Raw genomic sequence first — 20,528 nt, forward strand, 5'->3', positions numbered from 1 at the left:
GTACACTGCCGCGCCATGAGCCAGACCATCCCCCATACCCAACTGCCAACCGAGCCCGAGGTCAGTTGCAGCACCTGCGCGGCTTGCTGCTGCCAGCTGGAAGTCATGCTGTTCGGCGATGAAGGCGTGCCGCAACGCTTCATCGATACCGACCAGTGGGGCAGCGAAGTGATGCGTCGCCTGGACGACAACTGGTGCGCAGCGCTGGACCGCAACAGCATGCGCTGCACCATCTACGAGGTGCGCCCACTGATCTGCCGGGAGTTCGAGCTGGGTTCGGCCGAATGCCTGGAAGAGCGCCGCGGTATCGCCGACGCTTACATCTGAACCCGTAGGGTGCGCCGTGCGAACCGAAGAGCCAGCGCTACCGCCAGCAGTGCCCACGGCGCACCCTACATAGTCGCTTAGAAGCTCATGCGGTAGTGCACGGTGTAAGCTTCTGCGCCGTCATTGGGGTTCTTCAGACCCGCGTTGGAGTAGTGGATCGCGCGCAAACCAATCTCCTGGCCCGCGAAACGCAGACCGACGCCGATACGGTCTTCGAACTGAAACGACGAGCCCAGCTCGTTACTCTCCAGATCGGTACTGGAGAAGGCTGCAACGCCGATGCCGGCCTCGATGTAAGGGCGCACGTTCTGCCCGGCGAATTCGTAGACGAACACTGGCGAGAACGACAGACTGTGATTGCTCGCCGTTTCGTCGCCATCCCAGTAGGTGTAACCCAGGTCCCAGTAGCCAGTCAGACGGCCATAGCTGCTCTCCAGCCAGCTGTGGTTCCAGTCCCACTGCGCACCCAGCCGATAGACCATGGTGGAGTCGCCACTCTGACCAATAGCTGCGGTTACATCCGCAGCCTGTGCAGTACCCAGAGTTCCAAACGTCAGGGCCGCTGCTGCAGCAAAGGCACACAACTTCTTCATGAGTCATTCCTTTATAGCGAGAGGTTTTTATTAGGCTCGTTGCAAAAATATAGAAGTATTCGATATCAGAGAGAGCCTAATTCCAAAAAAATTCACTATATCGAAAGAACTTCGGACTCTTCATTCAACAAAATCGGCAATACGCGGCAAAGCTGCGCAGTTTCTCCGCTACTCCAATAGCGAGTGGCCTGAGCAGGCGCGGTTGCCAACATGTCGTGCTGAGTGAGCAGACGCTGCAGTTGACGCGCCACTGCCGCACCGGTGTCGATCAGGGTTACCGAGGCCGGCACCAGCTCGCTCAGCAGCGGACGCAGGAAGGGATAGTGGGTGCAGCCGAGAATCAGCGTGTCACAGCCCTCGGCCAACAGCGGCGCAACGTAGCCCTGCAACAGCTCACGGGTAGCCGCTGCCTGCAACTCGCCCGCCTCGATGCACTCCACCAACCCCGGGCAAGGCTGCGTGATCACTCGCACATCATTGGCGAAGCGGTCGAGCAGAGCAGCGAATTTGGCGCTCTTGAGCGTACCGGTGGTTGCCAGCACACCGACCACGCCACTGCGGGTCGCCGCCGCCGCCGGTTTTACCGCAGGCTCCATGCCGACGATGGGCAAGTCCGGATAACGCTCGCGCAAGTCGGCGGCAGCTGCTGCCGTCGCGGTATTGCAGGCCAGCACCAGAGCCTTGGCGCCCTGCGCCAGCAGGTGCTCGGTGATCAGCACGCAGCGCTCGCGAATGTATTCCGGGCTTTTTTCGCCGTAGGGCACATGGCCGCTGTCAGCGACGTAAAGCAGCGTCTCGTTGGGTAGCAACTGACGAATCTCGCGCAGCACCGACAGGCCGCCGACACCGGAGTCGAAAACGCCAATCGGCGCCTGCGACTGATTCATTTCAAATCATCCTCGTTAGGAGCAAGCTCTGCTAGCGAACGCTGCTGCCGACGCAAGAAGCTTCGCGAGCAGAGCTCGTTCCTACAGTTCTGCAGCCTGTCCTTAACAGGCTGTTGAAAAACTACCTGCGTTGCCATTGCTGCGTTAAAAACAGGCTCAAAATGCTCATTTACAACTCGTAAACTCCGCTTTTTCGCCTGTTTTTGCGTGGCCGCCATCGGTATTGCACTGGCTGCCTCGCCTACGTTTTTCAACGGACTGTTAACGCCCACCGCACACCTCACAGGCCGGATCGCGCTTGACCCGCAGTTCGCGAAAGCGCGTGCCCAGCGCATCGATCAGCAGCAGGCGGCCCACCAGCGGCTCGCCGAAATCGGCCAGCAGTTTCAGCGCCTCCAGCGCCTGCAGGCTGCCGACCAGGCCGACCAGAGGCCCGACCACACCGGCTTCGCTGCAGGTCAGCTCGGCTTCGCTGCCGTGGCCATACAGACAGTGATAGCAGGGGCTGGCCGCATTGCGGGGATCGAACACCGACAGTTGCCCCTCCAGACGGATCGCCGCGCCGGAGACCAGCGGCTTGCCGGCCGCAACGCAGGCAGCGTTGACCGCCTCGCGGGTGGTGAAGTTATCCGAGCAGTCCAGCACCAGATCGACGGCGTCCACGGCGGCGGCGAGCGAGTCGGCGTCCAGCGCCTGACGATGCGGCACCAGGCTGATCTGCGGGTTGATCGCTGCCAGACGCGCCATGGCCGAATCCACCTTGGCCTGGCCGATGCTGGCGGTGTCGTGGGCGATCTGCCGCTGCAGGTTGGTCAGGTCCACCGTGTCGAAGTCGGCCAAGTGCAGTTCACCGACGCCAGCGGCTGCCAGGTACAGCGCCACTGGCGAACCCAGCCCGCCCATGCCGACGATCAGCACACGGCCCTGCCTGAGGCGCAGTTGCCCTTGCACATCGATCTGTTTCAGCAGGATCTGCCGGCTGTAACGCAGCAGTTCTTCATCGCTCAGCATCTGATCACTCACGGTCGAAACGTCCCAAACTGATGCGCTCATGGCCGCCCAGGTCACGCCGGCTATCGACCTCGACGAAGCCGCCCTCGCGGAGCAAGCTGCGCACGTTCTTGGCCTGGTCGAAGCCATGTTCCAGCAGCAGCCAGCCACCGGACAGCAGGTGCTCCGGCGCGGCCTGGATAATCGCACGAATATCGTCCAGCCCGTCGCTGCCGGCGACCAGGGCGCTGCTTGGCTCGAAGCGCACGTCGCCTTCGTTCAGATGGTGGTCGTCAGCGCGTATATAGGGTGGATTGCTCAGGATCAGGCCATAGCGTTGGCCGGTCAGCGCGGAGAACCAGTGGCTGTGCAGGAAGCCGGCATTGCCCAGTTGCAGGCGCTGACGATTGCGTTCGGCCAGGGCCACGGCGTCTTCGACGCGATCCACACCAGTCACCTGCCAGGTCGGACGTTCGCTGGCCAGGGCCAGGGCGATGGCGCCGGTGCCAGTGCCCAGATCGAGCACGGCCAACGGCGCTGCAGGCAGCAGCTCGAGCGCGGTTTCCACCAGCAGCTCGGTGTCCGGACGAGGGATCAGGGTATGTGGCGCCACTTCCAGATCGAGGCTCCAGAAGCCCTGATGACCGAGGATATAAGCGACCGGCTCGCCCTGGCGGCGACGTTGCAGGTTGTTCTGAAACTGGGCCAGTTGATCGACATCCAGCTCACGCTCCGGCCAGGTGCGCAGGTAGCTGCGCGGCTTGTTCAGCGCGGCGGCCAACAGCAGCTCGGTGTCCAGACGCGGCGTCGGCGAATCAGGCAGATCGGCGGTGTTGAGCAGGGATTCGATGGTGGCCATGTCGTTCTCGTAGCCCGGATGCAATCCGGGAAATCGGTCCCCGGATTGCATCCGGGCTACGGTGCGCACGGCGCACCCTACGCGGCGTCAGTCATACGCACCGCTGCAATCAATCGCCCAACGCCGCCAGCTGATCGGCCTGGTACTCGGCCAGCAGCGGCTCGATCACGGCATCGACACCACCGGCCATCACTTCATTGAGCGAATACAGGGTCAGGTTGATGCGGTGGTCGGTCACCCGGCCCTGCGGGAAGTTGTAGGTGCGGATGCGCTCGGAGCGGTCGCCGGAGCCAACCAGCAGCTTGCGCGTCTCGGATATTTCCTTGTGCGCCGCCGCTTCCTGCTGGTCCTGCAGCTTGGCTGCCAGCCAGGCCATGGCCTTGGCGCGGTTCTTGTGCTGCGAGCGCTCTTCCTGACACTCAACCACAGTGCCGGTGGGAATGTGGGTGATGCGGATCGCCGAGTCGGTGGTGTTGACGTGCTGACCACCGGCGCCGGAGCTGCGGTAGGTATCGACGCGCAAATCAGCCGGGTTGATCTCGATGGCGGCCTGCTCGTCCGGCTCCGGCAACACCGCCACGGTGCAGGCCGAGGTATGAATACGGCCCTGGGACTCGGTTTCCGGCACACGCTGCACACGATGAGCGCCGGACTCGAACTTGAGCTTGGCGTAGACGTTGTCGCCTTCGACACGGGCGATCACTTCCTTGAAACCGCCGTGCTCGCCCTCGTTGGCCGACAACACCTCGACGCGCCAGCCCTGCTTCTCGGCATAGCGCGAATACATGCGGAACAGGTCGCCGGAGAAGATCGCTGCCTCGTCGCCGCCTGTGCCGGCACGCACTTCCAGATAGACGTTGCGCCCGTCGTTGGGATCTTTCGGCAGCAGCATGCGCTGCAGCTTGTCTTCCAGGGTGAGCAGCGCTTCCTTGGCCTGGGCGACTTCCTCTTCGGCCATCTCGCGCATGTCCGCGTCGCTGTCCTTGAGTAGCGCCTGGGCACCTTCGAGGTCGCCCTGCACCTTGCGCAGCTCGCGGAAGGTGGCGATCACCGGCTCGATCTCGGCATATTCCTTGGAATAGGCGCGAAACTGCGTCTGCTTGGAAATCACCTCGGCGTCGCCGAGCAGCGCCGTCAGTTCCTCGAAACGGTCGCTGAGATTGTCCAGCTTGTTCAACAGTGAAGCTTTCATTGCAGACCTTTGTCCTGCGGCGCGCTCTCGTCGAGGGCGAACAATTCCTGGGCCAGGCTGAGCGCGTCGACGCGCCCCTCGGCAGTAAGTTTCTTCATGCGCACGCTGGGTGCGTGCAGCAGCTTGTTGGTCAGGCCGCGTGCCAGCTGCGCCAGCACGTCTTCGGGATTACTGCCGTTGGCCAGCATGCGCTGGGCCTTGGCCAGCTCATCGTCGCGCAGGCGCTCGGCCTGCTGACGATAGGCCTTGAGCACATCGACCGCAGCCAGCTCACGCAGGCGCTGCATGAACTCGTCAGTGCCGGCGGCCACCAGTTCCTCGGCAGCCTGCGCCGCGCCCTGGCGGCTCTTGAGGTTTTCCTCGATGACCTCGTGCAGGTCATCGACGGTATAGAGGTAGACGTCATCCAGCTCGCCCACCTGCGACTCGATATCGCGCGGCACGGCGATGTCGACCATGAAGATCGGCTTGTGTCTGCGCTTTTTCAGCGCACTTTCCACCGCGCCCTTGCCGAGAATCGGCAGCTGACTGGCGGTGGAGCTGATGACGATATCGCTGTGCGCCAGCACGTCAGGGATGTCCGAGAGCAGCACGGCATGCGCACCGAACTGCTCGGCCAGCTGACTGGCGCGCTCCAGGGTGCGGTTGGCGACGACGATACGCTTGATGCCCTGGTCATGCAGGTGGCGCGCCACCAGGCTGATGGTCTCGCCGGCACCAATCAGCAACGCCTGGCTGCGGTGCAGGTCGGAGAAGATCTGCTTGGCCAGGCTGACTGCAGCGAAGGCCACCGATACCGGGTTCTCGCCAATGGCGGTATCGGTGCGCACGGTCTTGGCGGTGCTGAAGGTGGCCTGGAACAACCGCCCCAACAGCGGCCCGACGGTGCCGGCCTCGCGCGCCACGGCGTAGGCAGACTTGAGCTGGCCAAGAATCTGTGGCTCGCCCAGCACCATGGAGTCGAGCCCGCACGCCACGCGCATCATGTGCCGCACCGCATCGTCCTCGCTGTGCACATAGGCGCAGGCACGCAGTTCGTCGACGCTCAGGCGATGATAATCAGCCAGCCACTGCAACACTTCGTCGCTGCTCAGCTGATCCTGCTCCAGGTACAGCTCGCTGCGATTGCAGGTAGAGAGGATCGCCGCCTCACGGCTGGGCGTCAGCCGGCACAGCTGCTGCAGGGCTTCGACCAGTTGCTCCGGGGTGAAAGCAACGCGCTCGCGCACCTCTACCGAGGCGGTCTTGTGGTTGATACCGAGGGCGATAAAGGCCATGCAGGGTCGCTGAGGGGCAATACGGAAGCCGGCAATTGTCCTACTTCGCCCCCGAGAGAACAACTCCCGCGACCTATTGTCCCAATAGACAGTTCGCCGCATCGTCCTGGCCAGTGGGCTTGCTCCAAGGCTTGTGTCATGATGCCGCGAACGTCGCAGGGCACGAGCCGGCACGGCCGTCGCCCCGGAATAACGCACGACAAGGCACTATGAACAGACCCCTCGCGTTGCTCACTGCACTCGCCTTCCTCAGCGGCTGCCAAACCTTCGCCCCCAGTGAACCGGACGGTACGCCGCCGGTACAGGAAGCCGACCAGACCACTCCGCTGGAACCGAGCGAATACGGCTCGTTCAGCCAGGAAACCCTGTTCGCCCTGCTCACCGCCGAGCTGGCCGGCCAACGCAATCGCTTCGACATCGCCCTCGGCAACTACGTGCAGCAGGCCAACGCCACCGGCGATGCCGGCGTCGCCGAACGCGCCTTCCGCATTGCCGAATACCTCGGCGCCGAACAGGCTGCGCTCGACAGTGCACTGATCTGGGCCAGGAACGCGCCAAGCAACATCGACGCCCAGCGCGCCGCCGCCGTGCAATTGGCCCGCGCTGGCCGTTACGACGAATCCATGACTTATATGGAGCAGGTGCTGCAGCGCCAGGGCGATACCCACTTCGATTTCCTCGCCCTGTCTGCCGCCGAGACCGACCCGGACACCCGCGCCGGCCTGCTGCAGGGCTTCGATCGCCTGCTGAGCAAGAACCCGGACAACAGCCAGTTGCTGTTCGGCAAGGCCATCCTTCTGCAACAGGACGGCCGCGCCGAAGAGGCCCTGCAGTTGCTCGAAGACAATGCAGCGAGCAGCAACGAAGTGTCGCCGATCCTGCTGCGCGCCCGCCTGCTGCAGAGCCTCGGCCGTGGTGACGAAGCCCTGCCGCTGCTGCACAAAGGCATCCGCAACAACCCCGAAGACAAACGCCTGCGCCTGACCTACGCGCGCCTGCTGGTCGAGCAGGATCGCCTTGACGACGCCAAGGGCGAGTTCTCCAAGCTGGTGCAGGAAAACCCCAACGACGACGACCTGCGTTTCTCCCTGGCCCTGGTGTGCCTGGAAGCCGAAGCCTGGGAAGAGGCCATCGTCTACCTCGAAGAGCTGGTCGAACGCCGCAGCCATGTCGATGCCGCGCACTACAACCTCGGCCGCGCCTACGAGGCGCTGAACGACAACGACAGTGCCCTGCAGGAATACAACCTGGTCGGCCCGAGCAACGACTACCTGCCGGCCCAGCAACGCCAGGCCGAGCTGCTGTTCGCCCAACAGCGCAGCGAAGAAGCCAGCGCACGCCTGGCCCAGGCACGCGACGCGCAGCCCGATTACGCCATCCAGCTGTACCTGATCGAGGCCGAAGGCCTGAGCAATGACCAGCAGGTCGAGCCGGCCTGGAAGGTGATCAACGAGGGCCTGGAGCAATTTCCCAACGACCTGAACCTGCTCTATACCCGCGCCATGCTCGCGGAAAAGCGCGACGACCTGGCGCAGCTGGAAACCGACCTGCGCTACATCATCGAGCGCGAGCCGGAGCACGCCATGGCGCTCAACGCCCTCGGCTACACCCTGGCCGACCGCACCACGCGCTACGAAGAAGCGCGCGACCTGATCGCCAAGGCGCACCTGCTCAACCCGGATGACCCGGCGATTCTCGACAGCCTCGGCTGGGTCAACTACCGCCTGGGCAACCTCGACGAGGCCGAGCGCCTGCTGCGCCAGGCCCTGGAGAAATTCCCCGATCACGAAGTGGCAGCCCACCTCGGCGAAGTGCTCTGGGCCCAGGGCAAGCAGCGCGAAGCTCGACGTATCTGGGGCGACGCCCTCGCCGAAACGCCCGACAGCCCCATTCTGCGTGACACGCTGTTGCGCCTGACCGGTTCCGAGACTCTTTGATGCTTCGTCACCTACTCGTATTCAGCCTCCTTGCCCTGCTCGCCGGTTGCGCCGGCCTCACCCCGCACGAAGCACTGGAAGGCCAGGGCGACCCGGCCAAGTGGAAAGCCCACAAACAGCAGATCACCCAGCTCGACGGCTGGCAGATCAACGGCAAGATCGGCATCCGTGCCCCGCGTGACTCCGGCAGTGCCACGCTGTTCTGGCTGCAGCGCCAGGATTACTACGACATTCGCCTGTCCGGCCCGCTGGGTGGCGGAGCCGCACGCCTGACCGGCCGCCCGGGTGACATCCTGCTGGAAGTGTCCAACCGTGGCCGCTTCCGCGCCGAATCGCCGGAAGCGCTGCTGCAAGAGCAACTGCGCCTGGACCTGCCGGTCTCCAACCTGCTCTGGTGGATTCGCGGCCTGCCCGCCCCGGACAGCCGCAGCCGCATCACCCTCGACGGTGAAAGCCACCTGGCGCGCCTGGAACAGGACGGCTGGCAAGTGGAATACCAGCGCTACACCGAGCAGAACGGCTATGCCCTGCCGGAGCGCCTGAAACTCTATGGCCAGGACCTGGAAGTGACCCTGGTGATCAAGGACTGGCAGCCGCGTCAGCTCGGTCAATAAACTCACTGCAGATCCTGTGGGAGGGGCTTCAGCCGCGACATTGGCTTGCTCCGTCGCCGCTGAAGCGCCTCCCACAGGAGCCGTAGCCCGGATGCAATCCGGGGACTCTCTCCACCCAGCCCCGGATTGCATCCGGGCAACGAACTCCCGCCAACGACATCGCCATGAGCCGCACAGCCATCCCCGCCCACGCCGAACTCACCCTGCCCGCCCCTGCCAAGCTCAACCTGATGCTGCATATCCTCGGTCGCCGCGCCGACGGCTATCACGAGTTGCAGACCCTGTTTCAGTTTCTCGACCATGGCGACGAGCTCAGCTTCAGCGTCCGCCAGGACGGCGAAATCCACCTGCACACGCCCATCGAAGGCGTACCGCATGACAGCAACCTGATCGTGCGTGCGGCGAAAAGACTGCAGGAGGCATCCGGCACCCGGCTCGGCGCCGATATCTGGCTGGACAAGCGCCTGCCCATGGGCGGCGGCATCGGTGGTGGCAGCTCGGATGCCGCCACCACCCTGCTCGGCCTCGACAACCTATGGCGCACCGGGCTTGGCGAAGATCGCCTGGCCGAACTGGGCCTGGCCCTGGGCGCCGACGTACCGGTATTCGTGCGCGGCCGCGCAGCCTTCGCCGAGGGCGTTGGCGAGCGCCTGACCCCGGTCGAACTGGACGAACCCTGGTTCCTCGTCGCGGTGCCGCAAGTCTTTGTCAGCACTGCAGAAGTTTTCGGCTCGCGCGAGTTGACACGCGATACGCCGCCCATTAAAGTTCGCAGCCTTCTTGCGGGGGGTGGTCGAAACGACTGCCAGCCGGTCGTCGAGAAGCGTTACCCTGAAGTTCGTAACGCTTTGATCTTGTTGAACAAATTTGTTTCAGCTAGATTGACCGGCACTGGAGCTTGCATATTTGGGAGCTTCCCAAATCGGGACGATGCTGATAAAGTCGCCCGCCAACTTCCAGGCACTCTGCCGAGCTTTGTCGCTCAAGGTCGCAACATTTCGATGCTGCACCGCAGGCTCCAAGCATTGGCCAAGAAGTGAATGCTCAGCATTCGGTTATACGATACAGGGGCGTCGCCAAGCGGTAAGGCACCAGGTTTTGATCCTGGCATGCGTTGGTTCGAATCCAGCCGCCCCTGCCATAACCTCCTTAGGGAGGCATCGGCAACCGAGTCAACAAGCGTTCAACACAGAATATAGGGGCGTCGCCAAGCGGTAAGGCACCAGGTTTTGATCCTGGCATGCGTTGGTTCGAATCCAGCCGCCCCTGCCATTTTCCATACCCATCCAGGTATACCCCCAGCCGGCAGGTACTGCGCGTGTCCAAGATGATGGTCTTCACGGGGAACGCAAACCCCGATCTGGCGCGACGGATCGTTCGTCAGCTGCACATTCCCCTCGGCGATGCTTCGGTCGGTAAGTTCTCCGACGGCGAAGTCATGATCGAAATCAACGAGAACGTCCGCGGCAAGGACGTCTTCCTGATTCAGCCGACCTGTGCACCCACCAACGACAACCTGATGGAACTGGTAGTGATGGCCGACGCCTTCCGCCGTTCCTCGGCGACTCGCATCACTGCAGTCATCCCCTACTTCGGTTATGCCCGCCAGGATCGCCGTCCGCGCTCCGCGCGCGTGGCAATCAGCGCCAAAGTGGTCGCCGACATGCTCACCGTGGTCGGTATCGACCGCGTGCTGACCGTCGACCTGCACGCTGACCAGATCCAGGGCTTCTTCGACATTCCGGTGGACAACATCTACGGTTCCCCGGTCCTGGTCGACGACATCGAAGACCAGCGCTTCGACAACCTGATGATCGTCTCCCCCGACATCGGCGGCGTCGTTCGTGCCCGCGCCGTGGCCAAGAGCCTGGGCGTCGACCTGGCGATCATCGACAAGCGTCGTGAGAAGGCCAACCAGTCCGAAGTGATGCACATCATCGGTGACGTCGAGGGCCGTACCTGCATCCTGGTCGACGACATGGTCGACACCGCCGGTACCCTGTGCCACGCCGCAAAAGCACTGAAAGAGCGCGGTGCCGCCAAGGTCTACGCCTACTGCACCCACCCAGTGCTGTCCGGCCGCGCCATCGAGAACATCGAGAATTCCGTCCTGGACGAGCTGGTGGTCACCAACACCATCCCGCTGTCCGCTGCGGCGCAGTCCTGCTCGCGCATTCGCCAGCTCGACATCGCCCCGGTCGTCGCCGAAGCGGTTCGTCGCATCAGCAACGAAGAATCGATCAGCGCCATGTTCCGCTAAGCGGAACTGGCCAGATCACACTGCCCCGCCTCGTGCGGGGCTTTTTGCCCTACCGCCCGAGGCTGGTCGCAAGCCACAAGGCGGTTTGGTTATTTTGGAGAAGTGAAATGACTGTTGAATTTGCCCTGAATGCCGAAGTGCGTTCCGACCTGGGGAAAGGTGCGAGCCGCCGCCTGCGTCGTAACGTGTCCATGGTTCCTGCCGTGATCTACGGTGGCGACAAAGCCCCGCAATCCATCAGCCTGCTGGCCAAAGACCTGGCCAAGCTGCTGGAAAACGAAGCGGCCTTCAGCCACGTTCTGAGCCTGGACGTTGCCGGCACCAAAGAAAGCGTCCTGATCAAGGCCCTGCAGCGCCACCCGGCCAAAGGCTTCGTCCTGCACGCTGACTTCCAGCGCGTCGTAGCCGGCCAGAAACTGACCGCTCACGTACCGCTGCACTTCCTCAACGAAGCAACCGCCGTTGGCGTGAAGCAGCAAGGTGGCGAGATCTCTCACACCATCAGCGAAGTCGAAGTTTCCTGCCTGCCGAAAGACCTGCCGGAATTCATCGAAGTCGACATGGCTGCCGTAGAAGTTGGCCAGACTGTCCACATGTCCGACCTGAAGCTGCCGAAAGGCGTTGAGCTGGTTGCTCTGGCTCACGGTAACGACCTGGCTGTCTCCAACATTCACGCTTCCCGCGTGAAGGCTGAAGACGAAGAAGGCGCCGCCGAGTAATCGCAGCGCGGAACCCGCTCGGCAGGCGATCACGCCGGGCGATTTCCTCAAAAGGGCTCCTGTATGACTGCCGTACAACTGATCGTTGGCCTGGGTAACCCCGGCCCCGAATACGACCAGACCCGGCACAATGCAGGGGCCCTTTTCGTTGAGCGCGTGGCCGAGAGCCAGCGCGTCAACCTCTCTGTCGATCGCAAATATTTCGGCCTGGTGGGCAAGTTCAACCACCAGGGACGCGAAGTTCGTCTGCTTATCCCCACCACCTACATGAACCGCAGCGGCCAGTCCGTGGCGGCCTTGGCCAATTTCTTCAAGATCAAACCCGAAGAGATCCTGGTGGCCCACGACGAACTCGACATGCCACCCGGCGTCGCCAAGCTCAAACAGGGCGGCGGCCACGGCGGGCACAACGGCCTGCGCGACATCATCGCCCAGCTCGGCAACCAGAATAACTTCCATCGCCTGCGGCTCGGCATCGGCCATCCAGGGCACGCCAGCCTGGTTTCCGGCTTCGTGCTCGGACGCGCCCCACGCAGCGAACAGGAACTGCTCGACAAGAGCATCGACTTCGCCTTGGACGTCCTGCCGGAAATACTCGCCGGCGACTGGACCGTGGCCATGCGCAAACTGCACAGCCAGAAGGCCACCCAGTAACCACCTTTACCCCGAGGGACACACCATGGGATTCAACTGCGGCATCGTCGGCCTGCCCAACGTCGGCAAGTCCACCCTGTTCAACGCCCTCACCAAATCCGGCATCGCGGCGGAGAACTTCCCCTTCTGCACCATCGAGCCGAACAGCGGCATCGTGCCCATGCCTGACCCGCGCCTGGATGCCCTGGCCGAGATCGTCAAGCCCGAGAAGGTCATCCCCACCACCATGGAATTCGTCGACATCGCCGGCCTGGTCGCGGGCGCGTCGAAAGGTGAAGGCCTGGGCAACAAGTTCCTCGCCAACATCCGCGAGACCGACGCCATCGCCCACGTGGTGCGCTGCTTCGAAGACGACAACGTCATCCACGTTGCCAACAGCGTCGACCCCAAGCGCGACATCGAGATCATCGACCTCGAACTGATCATGGCCGACCTCGATAGCAGCGAGAAGCAACTGCAGCGCGTTGCCCGTACCGCCAAGGGTGGCGACAAGGAATCCGTGGCGCAGAAGGCCCTGCTGGAAAAGCTCATCCCCCACCTCACCGAAGGCAAGCCGGCGCGCAGCCTGCTCAAAGACCTGGGTGACGACGAGAAGCGCCTGGCCAAGACCTTCCACCTACTCACCACCAAGCCGGTGATGTACATCGCCAACGTCGCCGAAGACGGCTTCGAGAACAACCCGCACCTCGACGTGGTCAACGCCATCGCCGAAGCGGAAGGCGCCATCGTCGTGCCGGTGTGTAACAAGATCGAAGCCGAGATCGCCGAACTGGACGATCTCGAAGAAATGCAGATGTTCCTCGAAACCATGGGCATGGAAGAGCCGGGTCTGAACCGCGTGATCCGCGCCGGTTACTCGCTGCTCAACCTGCAGACCTACTTCACCGCAGGCGTGAAGGAAGTGCGTGCCTGGACCGTCCGCATCGGCGCCACCGCCCCGCAGGCTGCTGCCGTGATCCACACCGACTTCGAAAAAGGCTTCATCCGCGCCGAAGTGGTCGCCTACGACGACTTCATCGCCTACAAGGGCGAAGCCGGCGCCAAGGAAGCCGGCAAATGGCGCCTGGAAGGCAAGGACTACATCGTCAAAGACGGCGACGTGATGCACTTCCGCTTTAACGTTTGATCGTTGTAAGCAGTGCGTAGACAGAACCCCGCTTTGGCGGGGTTTTGTTGTTTTTGGGGTGGGGAATTAACGGGTCAAGGCTGGCGGGAGCTGGGCATTATGAAAAAGCGCCACCTCCTTCGGTAGAAGCTGGAAGCCCGTAAAATAGGGGCTTTTAGCGGCACCAACGATTGGCTAGTATCCACTGCGTGGTCATTCAACGGCACCAGGGGACACCTCTCGGCCTAAGGAAGCGGCCAGCTCACTTTCTTGCATGGATGCCTACAGCATGACCCCACCTCTCTCCTCCGTCAGCATAAAATGGATCCTTCTGCCGTTCACTCCCCTTGTCCTATTCATCGCTTGGAAATGGCTCATTGACTATTACGAGTACGCGATAGTGGATAAAGAAGGGAATGACGCAATCGTCTTACGAATCCCCAAATCATCCGCCAGAATTTATCCAGGCTGGGAGTATAAACGGAACAATCCATTTTCCGTAGAACTCTGGTATCCCTCTCTGACAGACAAGGCTTCTGCTAATTACTGGACTTCGTCAGAAAGCAGAATAAAAGCATCAGAAACCAAACCAGCCCCAAGTGAAGAGAAGCTAAGCATTTCAGTTATACACACGGACATCAGAAACCCAGAATCAACACTTGATGCAAATAGAAGATCTTCTTGTGATACTGATTCACGAGCATTCAAATACACCAAAGACTCTGTAAGCGGATTATTTCAGCGATATATCCATGACAGCCCTGGAAGCGCGAGACTCGACATCATTTATCTCCCCATCAACCCCATCAAGGGGGTTGACTGTATCCAGTGCGTTGAGAATGGCAATTGCAAAATCATCGGAATAACTGACTCTGGCATTCTTTATGGTGCTTTTTTTGCGGAAGAAAGAATTCCAGATGAAACGATCAAAATTCATCATGCAGTCAACGCATACCTCGAGAGCAAGGCAGTAAAGTAAGGCTGCGTCGGCTCGGATCGTTGCTCTGGTGCCAGCTATTGGCTAGTATCCATTGCATGGTGTTTTGAGGCCGAAAGGGGACACCCCTTATGCCTTAGCTGTTGCGCTCTAGGGGCAGCCCGCACGAGTATCTACCTTGATATCCCTCAGCCAAAAATTTCTTGCCTTTAGTTATAGGCGCCCAAACGAATGAACCATATTGACACTAACGAACTGCCATTTTTCGAGCAGGGCCATCTGTCAATAGAGTGCTATGCCTCGCTATCTGAAGAAGAAAAATCTTCTTTAGCAAAAATACGAAAACACTTCAAAAACAGCTCTAGCCCCGATTTGAACTCGGAGAAAACTCAGAGACTTATAGATCGCTCGTATGAAGCAATGGGGAGAACATTTAGAAACAGAATCAACAGAGAGACCCAGAAATTTGGTCGATACAAGGGTGACCTAGACGGGGTTTTTTTGCTTATCTCGGACTCCATACATTCTTACGAAACTTCAGAAGTATTCCCCCAAACCCCAAAAGAATCCCTCAGCCTTCACTCATCACATCAGAGGACACTACTCAAAACAAAAAGAAAACTCGACTTAGGATATAAAAATTTATCCTCCTCAATTAATGACATAATTCCTTCGGCCTTCACCAAAGTCATCAGCGAAAGACTGCACGACGCACTCCTGGAGCTAGACAAAATCCATGCTCTCGTGAACGATCAAATTAGCGCTATAGATTACGACAAAAGGCCTGATAGCTGTGCTGAGTCCTTTGTACATAGTGTATGCATGAACTTGATTTGGAATGCCAACATCCGTCCGACTAGAGCATTAACGGATAGCCATCAAGAGAAACCTTTACTGAGGTTTCTGAAGGTCTTCTATCCGGCAGACTCCGAAGGAATTTTGGCAAGGCTGTACGACCGAGAGCGAAGCCTTCTCCCTGATCAGAGGATTGGTTCAACATTCATATCGCCTGCATAGGGGGTGAATTTCCACCTGCACCATCGCCTTTTTCCACCCCATACCAGTCCCTGGTTTTTCTCTAGATTTGCCTCACACATCCAGAAGAGGTAAATGTCATGAGTGATTTTATTGACCTTATCCTAGCTATCACACTGTTGATTCGAGCCATATCTCAGCTCATAGCGAATATCAAAAGACTTCTCGACAGATTATAGACACCCATAAAGTTCGGGAACTTAGTCTATAGAACCTTCTTCGATATCCTGAAAGGGGACTACCGCACCATTAGCATTAAAAAAACAATAGGGGACAGACCAGAATGGCACTTACTTACTCGTTAACTAATTGATCTAGAAGAAGAAAGGCTGCTCTTGGTCTACGGTGATAGTTGCGAACACACACCAAGACCAAGGAGCAGCCCAGATGAATCCTAGGCGCCAAGCCGCCATCCTTCAACAGCGCCGTACACATCACCTCGCATCCAATGCGGATGCCTACGCGTTCTTCAATCTGCTGACCGGCCCCGAGCTATTTGACCAGGTCGAATCGCTGCTGCCAGACCACAGGGAGCGTCTGTTTCCGCCAACCGAGACGCTATCCATGTTCATGGCTCAGGCTCTGAGCGCTGATCGGTCCTGCCAGAGGGCGGTCAATGAGTTGGCGGTCAAGCAGTTACGAGCAGGGTTGAAGCCATGCAGTACGCACACCGGTGGCTACTGCCGTGCCCGTCAGCGCTTGCCGGTGGAGATGGTTTCCAGTCTGGTACGTAACACCGGCAACTTGATCAGCAGCAACGCTCGGTCCGGGCACTGGAGGGGGCGCCCCGTTCGGTTGGTAGACGGCACGACAGTGGTAATGCCCGATACCCAGGCGAACCAGGATGCCTACCCGCAATCGCGCGGGCAAAAGCCGGGACTTGGCTTTCCCATTTGCCGGATGGTTGGCATCGTCTGTCTCTCCAGCGGAGCCGTGCTGGACGCAGCCCTCGGGCGTTTCCGAGGCAAGGGTGGCGACGAGCAGACGCTGCTGCGCTCGATGCTCGACACCTTGAATACTGGGGATGTTTTGCTGGGGGACGCCTTCTACGCGACCTACTTTTTACTCTGTGAATTGCAGCGCAGAGGTATTGATGGCGTGTTCGAAAAATATGGTGCTCGCCGACGGAGTACCGACTTCCGACGAGGTACGCGCCTGGGCACGCGCGATCACCTAATTACCCTGGAAAAGCCTTCCAGGCGGCCCGCTTGGATGAGTCAGGCCAGCTACGAGCAAGCGCCTGATCAGCTGGAAGTCCGGGAGCTGAAAGCGGGAAACAAGATCCTAGTTGCGACGCTGGGCTGCGCACGCGAAACCCCGAAAGCGGCTTTGAAGGCACTGTTCAAAGACAGGTGGCACATCGAGCTGGACCTGCGCAATCTCAAGACCACGATGGGATTATGCGCACCTGTCGCCTGATCACCTGGAGTCGGCGCTTAGGCTCTCTCCGCTGTCTCAATTGCAGGCAATGCGAAAGACTGCCTAGTCCGACTCTGGATTATATGGGTACCATCGACATAGAAAATTGCACCGTATGGACCGGGGATTCTCCCATTTGAGGCATCTACAAAGGACTGTTACCTGTGGCTCGAATCATCAAGAAACCCGGCGACCTTCTCAGATTTCCACTCACTAAAGAAGGCACATACGGCTATTGCCAATGGTTGGCTGACGGTACCGCAAGGGTATTTTTGAAAGGGTGCACTGATGAGCTATCACCCTCGGAAATTCTCTCGCTTCCTGTCGCTTTTAGGGTGATCGTCTATCGAGATACACCTAATCGCTATGCATGGACGAAAGTCGGAAAGGCCGCGATTCCAGAGGACTATCTGCATCCTCAGCACTACGCTAAGAAAGATGCCATTTCAGGTGGGCTCAGCATCTATTTTGAAGGTGTTGAAACCCCAGCCACACCCGCCGAAATCTCCAACCTGGAAACGCTAGCTGTATGGGCACACCCGCATATAGTTGAGCGCCTTGAGGCTCAGATATACGGGGGTGAATCAATGTTTCTTAGATCTGTTGAAATTTCAGCAAACTGATCCAGGCATTAAGCTCAACCGCCACTGAATGGAAGCGCCTGTATGTTACGAATGATCTTCGCCCTAATCGCCACCCTCCCTCTGATCTGCTCCGCAGATATCTACAAATGGACAGACGAGAATGGGCGCGTTCACTTCGGTGACAAACCAAAAGACAAGGACAAAGCCGAGCTGCTCTCGATCAAGGTCAATTCCTATGAGAGCGTCAGCTATGAAGCGATCACTCCAGTCCAGGGCGCCGAATCAAAGCGAGTCGTGATGTACTCCGCTGTCTGGTGCGGCTACTGCAAGCAGGCCCGCCAGTACTTCCAGCAGAACGGCATCAGCTTCGTTGAATACGATATCGAGAAAGACCAGCGAGCCCGCAACGCCTACGACTCGATTGGCGGCAATGGCGTACCGGTCATATTGGTCGGCGACAAGAGAATGAATGGCTTCAGCGTGGCGGGATTCCAAGGCATCTATCAGTGAGGCCTGCTGCTGTATGCATGTAACCTGCATGCAGGTATGCTATCAATGATTGCACTGAATCCACAGGAGGTAGCCATGGCCGCTATCACTATTCGAAACCTCGACGACGACTTGAAAGCTCAGCTCCGCATTGTCGCTGCCAGCCACGGTCGCTCCATGGAAGAAGAGGTCCGGTTCATCATTCGGCAGGCTCTGTCCCGTCAAGAAAAGCGTGGGGGCTTGGGCAGTCGTATTCACTCTCGCTTTGCCGCTGTCGGTGGGGCTGACCTTGAGTTGCCAGAGCGCAAAACCAAAGCCCGAGCAGCGAGCTTTGATGAATGATCCTGCTTGATACCAACGTGCTGTCGGAACTCATGCGTGCCAAGCCTGCGCCCCAGGTTCTGGAGTGGGTTGACGCTCAGCCTGCCGGGGATCTGGTAATCACCTCGATCACCGTTGCGGAAATTCTCTATGGCATTGCCCGGATGCCAGACGGTAAGCGCAAGCAAGGATTGCTTGATGTAGCCTCGGTCATGTTCGATGAAGACTTCGCGGCCAATATTCTGCCCTTCGACGCGGATGCCGCTGTGCACTACGCAGAGATAGCCGCAGAAACCGAGGCTAAAGGGCGAGTGGTTGATATGGCCGATGCGCAGATCGCTGCAATTGGTCGGCTACATGATGCCGTGATCGCAACTCGCAATATTCGCCACTTCGAAACGCTGGGCGTTGCCTTGGTAGATCCCTGGAGCAACTAGCCAGAATCAGCCGCTGTAGACAGGGTGTAGTCACTTCGTAGTCACTACCCCAGAAACGACAAAGGGCTAGCCGAAGCTAACCCTTTGAAAAATATGGTGGCTACACCGGGACTTGAACCTGGGACATCAGCATTATGAATGCTGCGCTCTAACCAACTGAGCTATGTAGCCAACGGCGCGCATTCTCCGCGTCTCGCCTACCGCTGTCAACCCCAGATCATCGATAAATTTACGTTTTATCAAGCGGTTAGGCTTCAGTGGTGGCGATGCGCTCAATCGCTCGTTTCTGAGCCTGCGGCTGACCTCTCAACCGCTCGAGCGGTGCTTGCGGGGCTGTCGGGCGATGCCGGAAAATCCGCCTCCAGCAAGCTGCAGCACCGCCGTGTGCTGGCCCATGAACCAGGAGAACACCTTGAGAGCGAGAGACGACTTCGACGATCTGCGGGCGGAGCGCGACATGCCGACGCATTACCGACACGAACCCAACCGCTACGCCGGGCTGTGGAAGCAGATCGCGATTGGGATCGTCGTCGGCTACAGCGTGCTGGGCGTCATCAGTGCGGTTGCCTGGCTGCTTGTCGCCCAGCTTGCGCTGAGCAGTCTGTCGATCACCCTGCCCTAACGCCCGCACCATTGCCCTTCGCAGGGCACACCATCGTTGTCGCCGTCCATCTTGGTGCCGGGGCAGTTGCGCAGAAAAAAGGTGGCTTCGGCGCAGGAGGTCATCTGCGAGCAGTGAACTCGGCCATCGCAACGATACTGCGTGCTGGCGACCTGGGCTGCAGGTTGGCTGATCGAGGGTGAGGGGCGCAGACTGTCCAGCGAGAAGGTGGAAGAACCTGGCTGGGTGACCACCGGATTGTCCAGAACCGAGCCATCGCTAGCGATGTTGCTGATCATCGGATTACCAGGCTTGCTCAGATAGAACTGCCAGAAAGCGGCGCCCAACAGCAGGATGATGATCAGTTTCTTCATTGCACAGTCCCTTGCCCGGTTTACGTGATCGCCAGTATCGGCTTGCCGAGCCGACAACGCCAGGGGCGTGCATTGACACTTGCCATCCCCTGCCCGCCTGTTCATCCTGCCCCATTGTTTACCCTGCGAGCCCTGTCATGACGCCCATCCAGAATATCGGCCTGGCGCTATTCGTGTTGCTTTCCATCGGTTTCGCCCTCGGCCACAAGACCGAATGCGGCGATGGCCGCGTGGTAGAGACTTATCTGGCCAAGGGTCTGGCCTCGCAGTTGCTGGGGCATGATCTTTGCGAGCAACCCTGAACACCTTCATTAAGGAATGATGTGATGAAAAAGTTCGCCTTGCTTGTCAGCGTTGGTCTTCTCGGCGCCTGCGCCAACCTGGGCTCGCAGCCGCCGGTGCCGGTCACCTCTTCCGTGGTGCAGGCCTTTCGCGACATCTGTTTGCAGACGGCGCCGAGCTTTGCCGAGGCGCATCGCGTGGCGCGGCAGCATGGCGTCACCGAGATGACCGATATGGGCTTCGCCACCGTAGGCTTCAATGCGGACAAGAGCCTGAGCATTCAGGTAAAGGTCAGCCACGAATGCGTGGTAACCAGCGAGGCGCAGGAGGATGACAGCCTGACTCGTCAGTTGCTCAGCGCAGCGGCGATCAACGCCGGCACCACGGTATCGCGCAAGGTGCCGGTGAAGATGATGATCGCCGGGCAGCCGTTCATCCTGATGCATGATCGTGAAGGCGGTGAGGCCTTCGTGATGCTTAAGCCGGAGTGAAAGAACTAGCATCCTCTCCCCCGAGCCACGTCCAACGGGGGTGGCCGGCAGACTTACGGCGTTTTCAGCCCTCTCCCCCAACCCCTCTCCCATAAATGGGAGAGGGGAGCAAAGCGCGCAGGACCTTATGTGAACAGCGTTACG

Annotated in this window: 24 protein-coding genes, 3 tRNA genes and 1 pseudogene; 20 read left to right on the forward strand and 8 right to left on the reverse strand. The window is 59.8% G+C overall.

Features of this window, described 5'->3' with window-relative positions:
- Nucleotides 1-15 precede the first annotated feature (15 nt).
- Nucleotides 16-327: a YkgJ family cysteine cluster protein gene (locus INS93_RS00400; protein ID WP_192979901.1), complete on the forward strand. Its 312-nt coding sequence runs from the start codon at nucleotides 16-18 to the stop codon at nucleotides 325-327.
- A gap of 77 nt (nucleotides 328-404) precedes the next feature.
- On the opposite strand, the gene INS93_RS00405 is transcribed toward INS93_RS00400, so the two are convergent.
- The 6 genes from INS93_RS00405 to hemA form a co-directional block, all read right to left on the reverse strand.
- Complete coding sequence (locus tag INS93_RS00405; protein ID WP_160018511.1) at nucleotides 405-920, reverse strand: acyloxyacyl hydrolase; 516 nt, start codon at nucleotides 918-920, stop codon at nucleotides 405-407.
- Nucleotides 921-1,015: 95 nt separating this feature from the next.
- The gene (gene murI / locus INS93_RS00410; protein ID WP_192979902.1) at nucleotides 1,016-1,807 is read right to left on the reverse strand and encodes a glutamate racemase; all 792 of its coding nucleotides are present in this window, start codon (nucleotides 1,805-1,807) and stop codon (nucleotides 1,016-1,018) included.
- A 261-nt stretch (nucleotides 1,808-2,068) separates the two neighbouring features.
- On the reverse strand, nucleotides 2,069-2,818 hold the full coding sequence (locus INS93_RS00415) for a molybdopterin-synthase adenylyltransferase MoeB (RefSeq protein ID WP_192980407.1): 750 nt from the start codon (nucleotides 2,816-2,818) through the stop codon (nucleotides 2,069-2,071).
- A 4-nt stretch (nucleotides 2,819-2,822) separates the two neighbouring features.
- Nucleotides 2,823-3,656: a peptide chain release factor N(5)-glutamine methyltransferase gene (gene prmC / locus INS93_RS00420; RefSeq protein WP_192979903.1), complete on the reverse strand. Its 834-nt coding sequence runs from the start codon at nucleotides 3,654-3,656 to the stop codon at nucleotides 2,823-2,825.
- A 109-nt stretch (nucleotides 3,657-3,765) separates the two neighbouring features.
- The gene (gene prfA, locus INS93_RS00425; protein WP_192979904.1) at nucleotides 3,766-4,848 is read right to left on the reverse strand and encodes a peptide chain release factor 1; all 1,083 of its coding nucleotides are present in this window, start codon (nucleotides 4,846-4,848) and stop codon (nucleotides 3,766-3,768) included.
- A complete protein-coding gene (gene hemA, locus INS93_RS00430) occupies nucleotides 4,845-6,125 on the reverse strand; it encodes a glutamyl-tRNA reductase (protein WP_192979905.1) in 1,281 nt (426 codons plus the stop codon). Before hemA ends, prfA begins: the two co-directional genes overlap by 4 nt.
- A gap of 209 nt (nucleotides 6,126-6,334) precedes the next feature.
- Here hemA and INS93_RS00435 point away from each other — a divergent pair, with 209 nt between their 5' ends.
- From INS93_RS00435 to INS93_RS00510, 16 genes and pseudogenes are all read left to right on the forward strand, one after another.
- Nucleotides 6,335-8,062, forward strand: coding sequence for a tetratricopeptide repeat protein (locus tag INS93_RS00435; protein WP_192979906.1), 1,728 nt, complete (start codon nucleotides 6,335-6,337; stop codon nucleotides 8,060-8,062).
- Nucleotides 8,059-8,676: a lipoprotein insertase outer membrane protein LolB gene (lolB, locus tag INS93_RS00440; protein WP_420707252.1), complete on the forward strand. Its 618-nt coding sequence runs from the start codon at nucleotides 8,059-8,061 to the stop codon at nucleotides 8,674-8,676. The genes INS93_RS00435 and lolB overlap by 4 nt, the downstream gene beginning before the upstream one ends.
- Before the next feature lie 164 nt (nucleotides 8,677-8,840).
- A complete protein-coding gene (gene ispE, locus INS93_RS00445) occupies nucleotides 8,841-9,716 on the forward strand; it encodes a 4-(cytidine 5'-diphospho)-2-C-methyl-D-erythritol kinase (RefSeq protein ID WP_192979908.1) in 876 nt (291 codons plus the stop codon).
- A 26-nt stretch (nucleotides 9,717-9,742) separates the two neighbouring features.
- Nucleotides 9,743-9,817 (forward strand) — tRNA-Gln (locus tag INS93_RS00450).
- Nucleotides 9,818-9,873: 56 nt separating this feature from the next.
- Nucleotides 9,874-9,948, forward strand: a tRNA-Gln gene (locus INS93_RS00455).
- 46 nt (nucleotides 9,949-9,994) lie between these two features.
- Nucleotides 9,995-10,936: a ribose-phosphate pyrophosphokinase gene (locus INS93_RS00460; RefSeq protein WP_003244667.1), complete on the forward strand. Its 942-nt coding sequence runs from the start codon at nucleotides 9,995-9,997 to the stop codon at nucleotides 10,934-10,936.
- A 107-nt stretch (nucleotides 10,937-11,043) separates the two neighbouring features.
- Entirely contained in the window at nucleotides 11,044-11,655 is a 612-nt protein-coding gene (locus INS93_RS00465) for a 50S ribosomal protein L25/general stress protein Ctc (RefSeq protein ID WP_192979909.1), read from the forward strand.
- 63 nt (nucleotides 11,656-11,718) lie between these two features.
- A complete protein-coding gene (gene pth / locus INS93_RS00470; protein WP_192979910.1) occupies nucleotides 11,719-12,309 on the forward strand; it encodes an aminoacyl-tRNA hydrolase in 591 nt (196 codons plus the stop codon).
- A 25-nt stretch (nucleotides 12,310-12,334) separates the two neighbouring features.
- Nucleotides 12,335-13,435, forward strand: coding sequence for a redox-regulated ATPase YchF (gene ychF, locus INS93_RS00475; protein ID WP_192979911.1), 1,101 nt, complete (start codon nucleotides 12,335-12,337; stop codon nucleotides 13,433-13,435).
- Between the two features lie 268 nt (nucleotides 13,436-13,703).
- Entirely contained in the window at nucleotides 13,704-14,393 is a 690-nt protein-coding gene (locus INS93_RS00480; protein ID WP_192979912.1) for a hypothetical protein, read from the forward strand.
- 189 nt (nucleotides 14,394-14,582) lie between these two features.
- Nucleotides 14,583-15,368 carry a hypothetical protein gene (locus tag INS93_RS00485; RefSeq protein WP_192979913.1) on the forward strand — a complete coding sequence of 262 codons (786 nt, stop codon included), beginning with the start codon at nucleotides 14,583-14,585 and terminating at the stop codon, nucleotides 15,366-15,368.
- Nucleotides 15,369-15,773: 405 nt separating this feature from the next.
- Nucleotides 15,774-16,787: pseudogene (locus tag INS93_RS00490) on the forward strand (IS4 family transposase); the annotation flags it as partial.
- Between the two features lie 182 nt (nucleotides 16,788-16,969).
- The gene (locus INS93_RS00495; protein WP_192979914.1) at nucleotides 16,970-17,428 is read left to right on the forward strand and encodes a hypothetical protein; all 459 of its coding nucleotides are present in this window, start codon (nucleotides 16,970-16,972) and stop codon (nucleotides 17,426-17,428) included.
- A gap of 42 nt (nucleotides 17,429-17,470) precedes the next feature.
- On the forward strand, nucleotides 17,471-17,899 hold the full coding sequence (locus INS93_RS00500; protein ID WP_192979915.1) for a glutaredoxin domain-containing protein: 429 nt from the start codon (nucleotides 17,471-17,473) through the stop codon (nucleotides 17,897-17,899).
- 75 nt (nucleotides 17,900-17,974) lie between these two features.
- A complete protein-coding gene (locus INS93_RS00505) occupies nucleotides 17,975-18,220 on the forward strand; it encodes a FitA-like ribbon-helix-helix domain-containing protein (RefSeq protein ID WP_011921115.1) in 246 nt (81 codons plus the stop codon).
- Nucleotides 18,217-18,636 carry a type II toxin-antitoxin system VapC family toxin gene (locus INS93_RS00510; RefSeq protein WP_192979916.1) on the forward strand — a complete coding sequence of 140 codons (420 nt, stop codon included), beginning with the start codon at nucleotides 18,217-18,219 and terminating at the stop codon, nucleotides 18,634-18,636. Before INS93_RS00505 ends, INS93_RS00510 begins: the two co-directional genes overlap by 4 nt.
- Before the next feature lie 94 nt (nucleotides 18,637-18,730).
- Here INS93_RS00510 and INS93_RS00515 read toward each other — a convergent pair.
- Nucleotides 18,731-18,807: transfer RNA gene (locus INS93_RS00515), tRNA-Met, on the reverse strand.
- A gap of 223 nt (nucleotides 18,808-19,030) precedes the next feature.
- Between INS93_RS00515 and INS93_RS00520 the strand changes: the two genes are divergently transcribed.
- The gene (locus INS93_RS00520; RefSeq protein ID WP_192979917.1) at nucleotides 19,031-19,258 is read left to right on the forward strand and encodes a hypothetical protein; all 228 of its coding nucleotides are present in this window, start codon (nucleotides 19,031-19,033) and stop codon (nucleotides 19,256-19,258) included.
- Here INS93_RS00520 and INS93_RS00525 read toward each other — a convergent pair.
- Entirely contained in the window at nucleotides 19,255-19,611 is a 357-nt protein-coding gene (locus tag INS93_RS00525; protein ID WP_192979918.1) for an excalibur calcium-binding domain-containing protein, read from the reverse strand. The genes INS93_RS00520 and INS93_RS00525 overlap by 4 nt on opposite strands.
- Before the next feature lie 137 nt (nucleotides 19,612-19,748).
- Between INS93_RS00525 and INS93_RS00530 the strand changes: the two genes are divergently transcribed.
- Nucleotides 19,749-19,913, forward strand: coding sequence for a hypothetical protein (locus tag INS93_RS00530; protein WP_192979919.1), 165 nt, complete (start codon nucleotides 19,749-19,751; stop codon nucleotides 19,911-19,913).
- Nucleotides 19,914-19,937: 24 nt separating this feature from the next.
- Nucleotides 19,938-20,384 carry a hypothetical protein gene (locus tag INS93_RS00535; RefSeq protein ID WP_192979920.1) on the forward strand — a complete coding sequence of 149 codons (447 nt, stop codon included), beginning with the start codon at nucleotides 19,938-19,940 and terminating at the stop codon, nucleotides 20,382-20,384.
- Nucleotides 20,385-20,528: the final 144 nt, after the last annotated feature.

This window comes from Pseudomonas sp. EggHat1 (genome assembly GCF_014892995.1).
GTDB classification, from domain to species: Bacteria; Pseudomonadota; Gammaproteobacteria; order Pseudomonadales; family Pseudomonadaceae; genus Aquipseudomonas; species Aquipseudomonas chaetocerotis.

Coding starts and splice junctions, on each gene's coding strand:
- INS93_RS00405 (WP_160018511.1), bottom strand. CDS start 920: ATGAAGAAGTTGTGTGCCTTTGCTGCAGCAGCGGCCCTGACGTTTGGA.
- INS93_RS00465 (WP_192979909.1), top strand. CDS start 11,044: ATGACTGTTGAATTTGCCCTGAATGCCGAAGTGCGTTCCGACCTGGGG.
- INS93_RS00500 (WP_192979915.1), top strand. CDS start 17,471: ATGTTACGAATGATCTTCGCCCTAATCGCCACCCTCCCTCTGATCTGC.
- ychF (WP_192979911.1), top strand. CDS start 12,335: ATGGGATTCAACTGCGGCATCGTCGGCCTGCCCAACGTCGGCAAGTCC.
- pth (WP_192979910.1), top strand. CDS start 11,719: ATGACTGCCGTACAACTGATCGTTGGCCTGGGTAACCCCGGCCCCGAA.
- INS93_RS00525 (WP_192979918.1), bottom strand. CDS start 19,611: ATGAAGAAACTGATCATCATCCTGCTGTTGGGCGCCGCTTTCTGGCAG.
- INS93_RS00535 (WP_192979920.1), top strand. CDS start 19,938: ATGAAAAAGTTCGCCTTGCTTGTCAGCGTTGGTCTTCTCGGCGCCTGC.
- hemA (WP_192979905.1), bottom strand. CDS start 6,125: ATGGCCTTTATCGCCCTCGGTATCAACCACAAGACCGCCTCGGTAGAG.
- INS93_RS00510 (WP_192979916.1), top strand. CDS start 18,217: ATGATCCTGCTTGATACCAACGTGCTGTCGGAACTCATGCGTGCCAAG.
- prmC (WP_192979903.1), bottom strand. CDS start 3,656: ATGGCCACCATCGAATCCCTGCTCAACACCGCCGATCTGCCTGATTCG.
- ispE (WP_192979908.1), top strand. CDS start 8,841: ATGAGCCGCACAGCCATCCCCGCCCACGCCGAACTCACCCTGCCCGCC.
- INS93_RS00485 (WP_192979913.1), top strand. CDS start 14,583: ATGAACCATATTGACACTAACGAACTGCCATTTTTCGAGCAGGGCCAT.
- INS93_RS00435 (WP_192979906.1), top strand. CDS start 6,335: ATGAACAGACCCCTCGCGTTGCTCACTGCACTCGCCTTCCTCAGCGGC.
- murI (WP_192979902.1), bottom strand. CDS start 1,807: ATGAATCAGTCGCAGGCGCCGATTGGCGTTTTCGACTCCGGTGTCGGC.
- prfA (WP_192979904.1), bottom strand. CDS start 4,848: ATGAAAGCTTCACTGTTGAACAAGCTGGACAATCTCAGCGACCGTTTC.
- INS93_RS00530 (WP_192979919.1), top strand. CDS start 19,749: ATGACGCCCATCCAGAATATCGGCCTGGCGCTATTCGTGTTGCTTTCC.
- INS93_RS00520 (WP_192979917.1), top strand. CDS start 19,031: ATGAACCAGGAGAACACCTTGAGAGCGAGAGACGACTTCGACGATCTG.
- INS93_RS00400 (WP_192979901.1), top strand. CDS start 16: ATGAGCCAGACCATCCCCCATACCCAACTGCCAACCGAGCCCGAGGTC.
- INS93_RS00415 (WP_192980407.1), bottom strand. CDS start 2,818: ATGCTGAGCGATGAAGAACTGCTGCGTTACAGCCGGCAGATCCTGCTG.
- INS93_RS00480 (WP_192979912.1), top strand. CDS start 13,704: ATGACCCCACCTCTCTCCTCCGTCAGCATAAAATGGATCCTTCTGCCG.
- INS93_RS00505 (WP_011921115.1), top strand. CDS start 17,975: ATGGCCGCTATCACTATTCGAAACCTCGACGACGACTTGAAAGCTCAG.